The sequence below is a fragment of the Prevotella sp. P2-180 genome (assembly GCF_002251435.1).
Lineage (GTDB): Bacteria > Bacteroidota > Bacteroidia > Bacteroidales > Bacteroidaceae > Prevotella.
Genome location: NZ_NPJI01000034.1, coordinates 37,407 through 49,739 on the forward strand (window position 1 = coordinate 37,407; position 12,333 = coordinate 49,739).

General features: G+C 47.2%; 8 protein-coding genes and 1 pseudogene. 1 reads left to right on the forward strand and 8 read right to left on the reverse strand.

The annotated features are described in order from the left end of the window. Positions 1 to 21: 21 nt before the first annotated feature. From CIK98_RS05330 to CIK98_RS05360, 6 genes are all read right to left on the reverse strand, one after another. Positions 22 to 1,305: a site-specific integrase gene (locus tag CIK98_RS05330; protein WP_004308773.1), complete on the reverse strand. Its 1,284-nt coding sequence runs from the start codon at positions 1,303 to 1,305 to the stop codon at positions 22 to 24. A gap of 535 nt (positions 1,306 to 1,840) precedes the next feature. Continuing rightward, complete coding sequence (locus CIK98_RS05335; protein ID WP_141210416.1) at positions 1,841 to 2,725, reverse strand: DMT family transporter; 885 nt, start codon at positions 2,723 to 2,725, stop codon at positions 1,841 to 1,843. Positions 2,726 to 2,779: 54 nt separating this feature from the next. Beyond that, positions 2,780 to 3,466 carry a 4Fe-4S binding protein gene (locus CIK98_RS05340; RefSeq protein WP_216358957.1) on the reverse strand — a complete coding sequence of 229 codons (687 nt, stop codon included), beginning with the start codon at positions 3,464 to 3,466 and terminating at the stop codon, positions 2,780 to 2,782. Between the two features lie 210 nt (positions 3,467 to 3,676). Then, complete coding sequence (locus CIK98_RS05345) at positions 3,677 to 4,669, reverse strand: Rpn family recombination-promoting nuclease/putative transposase (RefSeq protein ID WP_094383237.1); 993 nt, start codon at positions 4,667 to 4,669, stop codon at positions 3,677 to 3,679. Positions 4,670 to 5,009: 340 nt separating this feature from the next. Then, a complete protein-coding gene (locus CIK98_RS05355; protein ID WP_094383239.1) occupies positions 5,010 to 7,493 on the reverse strand; it encodes a glycosyl hydrolase in 2,484 nt (827 codons plus the stop codon). A 64-nt stretch (positions 7,494 to 7,557) separates the two neighbouring features. Beyond that, positions 7,558 to 8,493 (reverse strand): alpha/beta hydrolase, encoded by a 936-nt coding sequence (locus tag CIK98_RS05360; protein WP_094383240.1) that lies wholly within the window; start codon positions 8,491 to 8,493, stop codon positions 7,558 to 7,560. A 378-nt stretch (positions 8,494 to 8,871) separates the two neighbouring features. Here CIK98_RS05360 and CIK98_RS17980 point away from each other — a divergent pair, with 378 nt between their 5' ends. Beyond that, positions 8,872 to 9,030, forward strand: a complete 159-nt coding sequence (locus tag CIK98_RS17980) for a hypothetical protein (RefSeq protein ID WP_172409829.1) — start codon at positions 8,872 to 8,874, stop codon at positions 9,028 to 9,030. A 125-nt stretch (positions 9,031 to 9,155) separates the two neighbouring features. On the opposite strand, the pseudogene CIK98_RS05370 reads toward CIK98_RS17980, so the two are convergent. Further along, positions 9,156 to 11,301 (reverse strand): annotated as a pseudogene (locus CIK98_RS05370) (alpha-amylase family glycosyl hydrolase). 100 nt (positions 11,302 to 11,401) lie between these two features. Further along, a complete protein-coding gene (fabD, locus tag CIK98_RS05375) occupies positions 11,402 to 12,289 on the reverse strand; it encodes an ACP S-malonyltransferase (RefSeq protein WP_094383243.1) in 888 nt (295 codons plus the stop codon). Positions 12,290 to 12,333: the final 44 nt, after the last annotated feature.

Sequence of the window (12,333 nt, forward strand, 5' to 3'; positions counted from 1 at the left end):
CTATGAAACTGTTTGATACTTTTATAGTTGATTAAACTTGTTCATGGCATTTGCCTTAATATCATCCGCTATGTCAATGTAGGGTTTCATAGCTTTGTAGTCGCTGTGTCCCGTCCATTTCATGACCACCTGTGCCGGGATTCCGAGAGCCAGCGCATTGCAGATGAATGTCCTTCTTCCTGCATGGGTACTGAGCAAAGCGTATTTGGGTGTGACTTCATCAATACGTTCATTTCCCTTGTAGTAGGTTTCCCGTACAGGCTCGTTGATTTCTGCCAGTTCGCCCAGCTCTTTCAGGTAATCGTTCATCTTCTGGTTGCTGATGACGGGCAGAGCCATGTAATTCTCGAAATGGATGTCCTTGTATTTGTCCAGTATGGCTTTGCTGTATTTGTTCAGTTCAATCGTCAGGCTGTCGGCAGTCTTGACTGTGGTTATTTCGATGTGGTCGGACTTCACATCGCTTCTTTTCAGATTGCGAACATCCGAATACCGCAAACTCGTAAAGCAGCAGAACAGGAAAACATCACGCACACGTTCCAGGTATTGCTTATCCTTGGGTATCTGGTAGTCTTTCAGCTTGTTCAGTTCATCCCAAGTCAGGAAGATTACTTTTTTCGAGGTGGTTTTCAGTTTCGGTTTGAACGTATCGTATGCAATGTTCTGATGATGTCCTTTCTTGAAGCTCCAGCGCAGGAACCATTTGAGGAATCCCATTTGCTTGCCGATGGTGCTGTTTCTCATATCCTTGGTGTCACGCAGGAAGTTGACGTATTCGTTCAATCCAAACTCGTTGAAATAGTTGAACGTTGCATCCTCCTTGAACTCTTTGAGGTGGTTCCTCACTGCTGCAAATTTTTCATAGGTGGATGCCGTCCAGTTATTCTGGTTACCGCACTCTTTTACAAACTCATCGAACACCTCCCAAAAGCTGACAGGGGCTTCTTCCGGCTGTTCTTCGCTGGTGTCTTTCATTCTCATGTTGAAAGCTTCCTTCAACTGTTGGGTCGTTGGCATGACCTCCTGCACCTCAAATTCCTTGAAAATATTCTGGATTTCGGCATAGTATTTCAGCAAGTCCGTATTGATTTCGGCTGCACTTTGCTTTAGCTTGTTGGTACATCCGTTCTTTACCCGCTGCTTATCTGCATCCCATTTGGCTACGTCAATCCGGTAGCCCGTTGTAAACTCGATGCGTTGGCTGGCAAAGATGACACGCATACGGATGGGTACGTTCTCTACGATTGGCACACCGTTCTTTTTCCGGCTCTCCAATGCAAAAATGATGTTGCGCTTGATATTCATAATTGGGTGCGTTTGAAATTCTACACCCAAATATACACCCAATTATTGAGATAGCAAAAGACATTTAGAAACATTTACTTTTACTCTATATTGTAATTTACACTTGATTATCAGTCGTTTGCAGTTTTATGATATTCTGTGAAAGTATAAGTTCGAGAGCCTCTCTCTCCGCCATTTAATTAAAAGGGAATCTTACGGATTCCCTTTTTTTTGTTATATTACTGCTGGGATAATTGTTATTTGTGCCATAGTTTTCTGTTTTTATTAGTTATCTTTCTTTGTGACTTACCGATGCTCTATCCTTGTGGTAGTACTCCCGCGAGAGTACTCTGGTACTTTGGTTGGAGTACTGCAGTACTCTAGTTAGAGTACTGGTGTAATAACGGGCAGAGTACTGGTATAATAACGGGCAGAGTACTGGTGTAATAACGGGCAGAGTACTGGGTTAATCAAACCAGTTGGTGTTCTCTTCATAACTCTCGAACTTCACATTACTACTGGTTGTATATTCGGCAAAAGTCTTGCATATGAAAAATCAGTTATTGTTTTTTGGCAGAATGGTGAGCATAGCCACAGCCAGAAGAATGAGGAAGGTTCCGCCGAGGCTCATTATGCTCCACGAGTCGCCAAGTATCACGATGCCGATCACCATTGCCGTCAGCGGCTCAAATGCTCCAAGAATGGCCACAATGGTGCTGTCGACAAGACGGAGCGACATAGTGACGCAGATGTTGCTAAGAGCGGTGGGTATCAACCCGAGCAATATTAGGTTTGTCCAGCATGTCGGATTCGTCACAATCTCAATATTGCCTTCCTTCAGGATGGCATATGCGGCAAGTATCAACATTCCGATGAAAAACACATAGAACGTGAGCTTTAGGCTTGGTATACGCTTGAGTCTTAGTCTTGGGACGAAGATTAGATACAAGGCATAGGACAAGCCCGAGAGCAATCCCCAGAAAAGTCCTAATGCCGAGAATGTTCCATCTTCGGTGAATACGCCTGTCATCATCATCACTCCCAGTGTAGCAAAGAGACAGCTAGAAGTGAGTTTCAACGAAAAACGGTCGCCAAGAAATATCAAACCGATGATAGCACACCAGATAGGATCAGTATAAACCAAAGCCGTGGCAATGCCTGAAGACAAGTAGTGGTAGCATTCAAGCGTTGCCAAGGCTGTGCCTATGTAGAATAATGACAATATGGCAATTCTACATAATTCGGAAAGCGAGACTCTCAAGTCTGTCTTTTTCAGCAGCAACATTCCGAGCATAGCCAGTGAGCCAAAGAAAAAGCGATATACCAGAATGCTTACATTGCCCATGCCCGCCGCAATGACGGGAATGGAAAAAAGTGGTATCAAGCCAAAGGAGATGCCTGATATAATGCCATTGATTAAACCAAGGGTTTGTTTGTCCATGATTATTATGATATCCAACTGTTTTGCTGTCTGCACTACACCACTACGAAAGGGCTAAAGATACAACTCGTTTTCTTTTCTTGTGGCACATACTTTTTTCAGGCCTTGTGTAGCCAGGAAGGTCATGACCGCTCCGATGCTTCTTGCCCCCGTTGGGCATGCGGAAACACATCTCATGCAGGAAATGCACTTGGAAGCATCTACTTTTTTAGGATCTGAAAATGGTATGGCGTCTGTTGGACATTGCCTGGCGCAAACACCACACCGATTGCATCCTCGCCTGCCTTTGGGATGAGGCACTTTGCCGCCTTTCTTGTAAGGGCGGTTGCCTGGTATCGCCGGCAAAGTACACACGCTACCTTCAGCCTTGCCCAAGATTTCGGCACCGAAACGACGGAGTGTCTGTTCGTCGACAGCATCAGGCCGGCCATTGCCATATCTCCTGATGATACTGTGTTCGGCTACTGCACCTACTGCAGCAATTACACGGAACCCCATCTCTGATGTCACATCCTGAATTTCAAGCAAAGCATCGTCGTAGGCACGATTGCCGAAGACGGCTACTACAACACATTTCGCCCCATTGGGCTTCACCATACGCAGACGTTCTACAGCCAATGCCGGCACACGTCCTGCAAAGACAGGCATGGAGATGACAGCCAAGTCATCCTTATTTATATTAGGCAACTGAATGTCGGCGGTCTTCACACAGAGATCTGTAACAACACTCTCTTTACCCATACCTTGACATAATATTTCACTCACTCGTCGAGTCCCTCCTGTGGGACTAAATAATATCTGATGTATCTTCATTTCAACATGTTTACTTATCCACTTATTACGCCGCCAGCCTCTCTCATAATAAGGGATGTTGCAGCATATTTCACATAAGCTTTTTTGTTATATCAACACCCCCTGGGATTCACGTTTATCCAAAAGTTGGGGGATTAATCACAAACCATTAATCTCATCCTCGCTAAGCCCGGTTGCCTCCTTTATTTCGCCAACACTCAATCCCATGGCTTTAAGATTGCGGGCAGTTAGTTTTATTCCTTCCGCACGACCTTCCGCACGACCTTCCGCACGTCCTTCCGCACGACCTTCCGCACGTCCTTCCGCACGACCTTCCGCACGACCTTCCGCACGTCCTTCCGCACGACCTTCCGCACGTCCTTCCGCACGACCTTCCGCACGACCTTCCGCAAGCCCTTCCAACTTAGCTGTGCTAAGCACGTCGTTCTGCACCATGATGTCGTCCATGTGGGCATCGTAGGCGCGGCGGTCGGCATCGCTCATTGTCATGTAGAGGAGTTTCTCTCGTGCTTCTTGCAGACCAGGCGTGGAGGTGTCATCCTTTATGCGGTTGTTTTTCAGGTAGTCGAGCCATTCTTCTATCGGGGTTTTGGCAACTTGGTTGAATTCATTTACGCGGATAATGTAATACTCAGGGAACACATTCTCCGGCGCAGTCATTTTTATCTCATTTGCTTCCTTCGTATTCACCTCCAAATTGTCGCCAGTGTGAACGCCGGTGAAAATGGTCTTTCCGTGATATAGATAGTCGCTGCCCTTACCAAGGTCGAAATAAATGATGTTGATGGAATAGACTTTCTTCACATGGTCGTACATATTGCCTATCTGTATGTGCTCTGTAATGGCCTTCGATACACCATAGAGCATACGCTGGAGATAGTACAGCTGCCGCGACAGTTGCACTTCAACTATTATTATCTCTCCCTTGGAGTTCTTTGCCTTGATGTCAACACGGTTGAACTTTGCCTCGCTTGTTTCCTGATTGCCTTCGCTCTCGAGCAGTTCGGTTATAACAATCTTCTCACCAAGAAGCACCGTAACCAATCCTTCCAACACTGCAAAATTTGCCTTGTCGCGCAACATGCGCTTCACCGCCCAGTCAAATCTAATGTATTTGTTCTCTACTTCCATAGCTATGTGTCTATTGTTTTATTTTGCAAAAGTAGGAATAAAAAACGACACTACCAAACTTTTCTTTATTTTATCTATACATTTTATCAGGAAACAACGAAAATTCACGCTAATTATCCGAATACTTAAGAAATCTAACTAACGGGACAGATGTGCCTGTTGCTTCTGTTTTTCTCTGCCTCTGAGTAACTTCTTCATTTTTTTTAATTCCTTCTTGCTTATAAGGATGACTGTACCATGTTTGGGAGAATAATAAGGTTGTGTCTGCGAATCCTGTATCCATTTCCAATTTACGAGGTCGGTACTATGGCAGAACTGGCAGATATGGTCACGGAAACAGTCATAAACCATCCCGATTTGTTTTCTTCCTTATAACAACAGGACCAATAAGACCGGAAGGCAACAATGGAGAGTCTTTGGTGAAGAATTTGAAGCACCCCACTGTCTTCCTGTTTTTTGATGGTCTGACTGTTCCCTGGCGCAACCATTCGGGAATGGCATTCATATACCTGCCTGCCACAGGCTTTCCTGGAGCATAGTCGTATATCAATGGCTCAGACCATTCTATGTCGTCAGGTTCCTTCTCGTCGCCTATCATCCTGTTAGGCCACAGATTTGTCACGTCCACCTCTATGATATTGTCGCCCTCTTTAATTGCCGACTTTATGTCAAGCAGGAAAGGAGATTTCCACATTACGGGGAATTTTGTTCCGTTCACTCTTACGGTTGCCATGTTTTTTATGTCGCCGAGGTCAAGAATGACACGTTGTCGTTTCAGATGCTTGCGTGAAAGCGAAAAGTGGCGCTTATAGGTTGCCGTTCCGGAGAAATACCTTATTTCGTCGTTGTCCGACTTTGTCCATTCAAACAGTTGTTGTTTCTCCAAGTGGGCGGTGTTTGGGAAGGTAATGTCCCATTCACTGTCAAGTTGCATTATTGTTTCTTTTCCTGCATTGTCTGTCAGCAGGGCAGAGAGGGAGTCGTTCACCTCAGTAGGTCTCTCTTCGTTAGAAAGAATCAAGAATCTTGACCCCAAGCCTTCAATTCTCAACAGGGAGTCAGACTCCGACAGAATGTCGGTCTCAAGATTGTAAGGATTCCATATTTCCGCACGACGTCCTTTGGCAATGCCCTTGACATCCATCGTTTCCGTAGCCTGCGTCTCAGTGGGATTGCAAATGAATATTATATCGGTATCGCCGTCAATGCGCCTATAAGTTTTCATGACCTTCATGGAAGGCAGTTGCTCTTGGGCAGGCAATCCTCTCTGCAATAGCGATTGGCAGCGTGCCATATAGTCGAAAAGTGCCCTTGCACCACCAGCCTTCCACCATGTCTGGGTGGGCACAAACTGTGTTCCCCAGATTCCGAACGACATGCCAGGCTCAACATTCCGCCACGGATTGCAAGCACCTGCGTGGAGCATCATCTTGTTTACTCCTGTGCTGAAAGCACGGTCGCATATAGGTTTTAGGGACTGAGGGCTGTCTTGCCAGGCAAACAATGGCCAACAGGTGAATGCTTCTGCTATGAGAAGAGGTTTCTGAAGTGTGCGCATCACCTTCTCGTGTCCTTGCATATCCCTCCATCCCCAATTTGGTTTCACCCAAAATTCCGTTGCCACCAGCGAATGTGGTGTCTGACTGAGTATTTTGTTAATGTCGAGCACTCTGAAAGGTTTTTGGCCTCCAGTGCCATAAGGCTCTATGAGCAACTGCATTCCCGGAGCACTCTGTTCAGCCAACTGTTCCATGTAGCCGTAATAGTTTTCGGCGAAAAGGGATGTGAGCACATCAACAAAATCGTCCTTAAATCGTTTGCTTGCTTCGTTGCTTTCAATAATCCGCTTGCCCACGATACATGGCAGCCATAGCCTTACATCATAACCCTTGCGCTGCTGGAACTCTTCTGGCAACACCTCGCTCCAATCCTGCCCTCCTGCCTCGTAACTGTCTATCTCCAACCGACAGAAAGTCTTTCCAGCATGACGACCTGCAAGATTTAACAGCATCATAGGGTAGCCTTCCCAAAACCGTTTCACGGCTTTCTTGCTTAGTTTGTCACATTCAAGTCCTCTCCCGGATGCCGCCGCCTGCGCCTCATTGGTTTTCCCGTTTGTGGTGTGTCCAAAACGCATCAGCGACCACGCGCCTTCCGAGATTCTCTTTCTAATCTCTCTTGGCAAGGATTTCATCAGTTTTCTTGGCACCTCGAGCGTGTCAGCCCATCTGCCCTTGTCCATTTCGGGCAGATATGATGTGATGTCGATAATATCCTGTTTGCTGACAATGCTATCGGTTGCTACTGCAAGAATGCAAATGTCCCTATAGAAATTATATTTCGCGTCGATCTCCGCACGAGGTAAGCAAATGGTTTTCTTTCCCACAGTAAAAGCAGTTTCGGAAACAACCACTTTCTGCATGGAATATTCCGGGGAGACATCTTTATATGCACTTGACGACCATCCGGGACAATTATGTGTGCCGAAGGACAAGCCCAACCGTTCACACTCGTCCATTGCCCATCTCATCATCTGTTTCCATTTCTCGCTGCCAATGGCGCATGTGGAATCTCCCACTCTTATTTGCTGGTCACCTCCAATTTGGAAATTCTGAACGCCGGACAGACCGGCTTCCTTAAAGGCTTCCAAATCTTTTGTTATGGCTTCCTTGTTTACCAAGCCGTCCATCCACTGCCATATTATCCACGAGCGGTGTTCGTCTTTTGGATTAAGGAAATCATGATACAGTTCGCCTTGTGCAAATGTATTTGTCGCATAAGCAAAAAACAAAGCGACAATAAGAGTGGCATAGTTAAATTTCATAATATAATTTGTTTCATTTTATTTCTGCAAAGATACAACATTCCCACTTTTCACTCTTCATTCTTCACTCTTCACTCAAGAACTCCTTTATCACTCCCATCGACTCCTCAAACTCATGAGGCTTGAAGCCGTGGCCGGCACTGGGGATGACATGCAGGCTGGCAGTCTTGTAGTTCTTAACTGCACGGCGTGAGTCGTCCATCGACATAACAGCATCGGCGTCGCCCTGCACAATCAAAACAGGCTTCTTAAAACGCTTTATGGTCTTGAACACGTCCATGTCGCGAATCTCCAAGAAGAAACGGCGACCTATGGGTACGTCCCACAGAGTGGTAGTATCGGGAATGTCGGACACCTTTGGATAGCGCTGGTTCCAGTTGTCGGGGATGCACAATGCGGGAAAGACCAGCACCAACTTCGTCACATCCTTCGGCAGCGAGGCGGCGGTGAGCGCCGACACGAGTCCGCCCTGGCTCTCGCCGATGAGGACAATGTTGTCGGCGTCGATGTCGGGTTGACTCTTGAAGTATTTTACAATAGCCTCCAGGTCGCTTTGCTCGTCGAGAATCGACATGTTGTGGGTGTTGTTGTCGCTGCGGCTGTTCAGCGAGCCGCATGGGAAGTCGAAGGCGTAGCACTGGTAGCCCATCTTGTTCAGCTCGTTGAAATAGGCGAGCGAGTAGGTGTGGCTGCCGTTGAAGCCGTGGGCAATTATGGCTATGGGCTGTTTCTTGCCCGTGTAGTGCGGCTTGCCGATGATGCCGAAGATGTTGCGGTCGCCGTTCTTTATCCAAAGGGTCTTAAAGTTGTTTGCCTTTTCATCCCGGCCTTTATCGTCTTTCTCTTCCAATGCCACAGCATTGAACATTCCGCTGCCTCCTTCGTCAACAACCTTTTGATTTAGAATCTGATTGCTGACCAGTTTCTCGCTGCCTTGTGCCATGACCATCATTGACATTGCAAAGAGCCCCAATAGGGTAATAATTTTGTTTTTGTTCATCGTTGTTTTTATTGTTTTTAATTATTGAAGTATCGCATTTGCAAAAATACAATAATTATAGCACAAAACAAAGCAAAAAGCCAAAAAATGCATTATTATACCACTTTATTGTTGAATTTGTCCTATATAAAGTCTTCCGTTATTGCAAAATACAAAAATTCCGCCACATATCCAAGCCTCGTCCGCAACAACGCCAACGTATCGTGGAGACGCTTACCACAAATTGAAACGCCAATGAATTGATCGGGCTATCGAAATGAAAAAATCGGTCATCGCGGAGACAATTAATGAGACCATGAAAAAATTAATGTACGGATGATGTAGGGTTAATGTAGGGTTGAGAGGCACCCTACATTCATTAACCATCTGATTATCAGAATGCTGCTACGAAATAATGTAGGGTGTAGGGTGTTTGCGGAGCTGGCTTATACAACACGAAACGAGATGTCTTATGGCAACTGCAAGCCTAATGTCTTAGCCAAGACTGTCACAGTTATGACAGCCGACTGTCGTAGTTATGACAGCCGTCTGTCGTAAGGTGACAGTGCGCCCTTTGGTTAAATGCATTAGAAGAATGAACCGAAAAGTCCTCCATTGACACGCATTTGGGCATCAATGGAAGACTATGGGATAAATGAAATTCTATTGTTCTACTCGATCCTCTATTGGACCACTTTGAAACGTATGCGGAAGGAGTGGGTGGGTTCGTCCCAATTGGTGCCGAGAAGTTCAAAACGTCCTATTTGTGAGGTGGAACGGACATGCTTGCCAATACAGGGGCAGACGTCGTAGTCGCCTATGCGAACTAATCTGATGGTGTCCGAAGCGTCGGCGGGCAGACGGTCGGCTCTTATATCGTCGGGCATGTTATCACGACTGACATATTCGAAGGTTACAGGGAGGTCTGCGGATATTAGCTCGTTCATACGGTCGGCTATCAGCCTCTCTTCCTTCCTGTCGGGTTTGTGGTCGACAATAAAGGTCATCTTGCTCTTCTTGCGCTCTATGTGAGCGTTGTGGGAGCGTTCGCATCCGAACAGCTGTACCATGGTCTGGTTGAGGAGATGCTCGGCGGTATGGGCTGGCGGAAACTCTTCCTTGTTGTGAGTGTTGAATATTTGTTCTTCCATAATTGGTTTTTGATTAGAACGTTATCTTATAGATTGAAACACCGTTAGCGGGTGCTGATGCGGCTATGGCGCCATCTTTAGCCAGATTGAGCTGTGTCTTCTCGCCTGTGAGTAGCTCGGTGGCTGTACGTGGGCCTTCCGGTATGTTGAGATAGTCGAAGGCGTGGGTTGGTAGGTTTATCTTTACTGATGCCGGCTGTGAGTCGAAGTTGGCTAAAACGAGCAGCAGCGTGTTGCTTGTGCTGCGAAGGAATGTGTAGTGACGGTGTGGGTTGAAACTGTCGGACCATGGGTTGGCATACATGAGGTCGAAGCATTTTCCTTCGCTAATCGCCGGTTCGTTTCTTGCTATGCTTATGAGACTTGTATGTATTTGGGCGAGACGGGTCTCTTCGGGCGTGAGCTGGAACTTGGAAGCGCGGCAGAGCGTGTCGATACTCCAATAGTCGAATATGGTGGTGCGTCCGTCGCGACCGCTGAATCCTTCGGCATCCATGCCTTTCTCGCCGTATTCCTCGCCCTCAAAGAGCATAAAGGGGTTGCGGCGGAGTAGGAGCGAGACGGCTAATGCGGGCACTGCCTTGAAAGGACAGCCTGCGAAGTAGTCGCTTGCCACTCGCTGCTCGTCGTGGTTTTCAAGGAAGTAGAGCATTTGGTCGGCTATATCGTCGGTGGCTTGCCAAGCGCCAGTGATGGCTGTCGACGACTGTCCGGAACAGACGATGGAGCGAAGCGTGTCGTACATGCCTACCTTGTCGTAGAGATAGTCAAATCCGCTGGCTATATAGGTGCGGTAGAGTGAGGGATTGTATACCTCTCCGATGATTTTCACTTCCGGGTGTTTTGCCTTGAGCTTGCCGAGAGCCCATGTCCAGAATGCCGACGGCACCATTTCCGCCATGTCGCAGCGGAAGGCATCGACACCCTTAGATGCCCAAAATTCGAGTATGGCAAGCATCTTTGACCAGGTGTCGGGCACGGGATTGAAAAAGCCGATTCCTCCGGCGTAATAGTCGACTCCGTAGTTAAGTTTTATGGTCTCATACCAGTCGTTTCGTCCTGGGCGTGAGTCGAAGTGGTCGTTGCCAGTGGCTTTGGCGGGTTCTTCGTGGTATGGTTCTGTCTCGCCGGAATATAGGTCTAAATAGGGTGAGAACTGTTCTCCTGGACAGTAGTAGAAATTGTTTTGTGGCGAGAAGCCTTGTGTGATATCATCATCGTCGCCAAGGCCATTTACGCCTTCGGGCTGGAATAGCGACTTATACTGTCGTGCCACATGGTTGGGAACGAAGTCGATGACGACCTTCATGCCAGCCTTGTGAGTCCTTGCCACAAGTGCTTCAAATTCTGCCATGCGAGAGTTGATGTCAACGGCGAGGTCGGGGTCGATGTCGTAATAGTCGGATATGGCGTAGGGTGAACCGGCCTGTCCCTTTACCACTGCCGGATGGCACCGTGGTATGCCGTAGGCGGTGTAGTTGGTTTTCGTGGCGTGTCTTATCACTCCAGTATACCACACGTGGGTGATGCCTTTCTGCCTTATGTTGTTGAGTTCTTTGTCTGTAAAGTCATTGAGTTTGCCGCATCCGTTTTCCTCTATTGTCCCGTTAGGCTTACGTGTGAGATTGCGGTTGCCGTAGAGGCGAGGAAGTACTTGGTAGATGATAATTTTTTGCATAGTTTTTAGGGCACTTTTGTTTATTAAAAATAGAGCCCGGCTTTGTGTGTCCGGGCTCAGGTATTGTGGATTAGAATATAATGAATGTCGTGATATGACATTATGATATGCCGCATACGGCTACACTCTTATCGATACGTCCAATCATTCCCTGGAGGGCTTTTCCTGGGCCGCACTCAGTGAAGTCGTCGGCTCCGTCGGCTATCATGTTCTGTACGCAAGAAGTCCAGCGGACGCTGCTTGTGAGCTGTGAGATGAGGTTTTGCTTAATCTCTGCTGGGTCGGTGTGAGGCTTCCCGTCAACATTCTGGTATACAGGACATTTCGGAGCAGAGAATTCGGTGCTTTCTATGGCAGCCTGCAGTTCGTCCTTAGCCGGCTGCATGAGTGGAGAGTGGAATGCTCCTCCTACTTTCAGAGGCAGTGCACGCTTTGCACCTGCTTCTTTCAACTTTTCGCAAGCGGCATTGATGGCTTCTACGCTACCAGAGATGACAAGCTGTCCTGGGCAGTTATAGTTGGCTGGAACGACGATAGGTGTGGTTTGGCTCACTTCTTCACAGATAGCTTCAATTTTGTCGTCGGAAAGTCCTACGATGGCAGCCATTGTTGAAGGTGTCTTCTCGCATGCTTTCTGCATGGCCATGGCACGAGCGTAGACGAGTTTCAGACCGTCTTCGAAGCTGAGAGCGCCAGCTGCGACGAGGGCAGAGAACTCACCGAGTGAGTGGCCTGCAACCATGGATGGCTGAAAGTCGTCGCCCAGACTAATAGCCTTGATGACGCTATGGAGGAAGACTGCGGGTTGTGTTACCTTGGTCTGCTTGAGTTCGTCATCAGTTCCTTCAAACATAATGTCGGTTATCCTGTAGCCAAGTATTTCGTTGGCTTTCTCGAAAAGCTCTTTGGCTTTCGTGTCGTTGTCGTACAGGTCTTTGCCCATACCAGAGAACTGTGCTCCCTGTCCAGGGAAAACAAATGCTTTCATTTTTCTTAATGTTTATGAATTTAAAAATAAGTTACTTTTTTTGT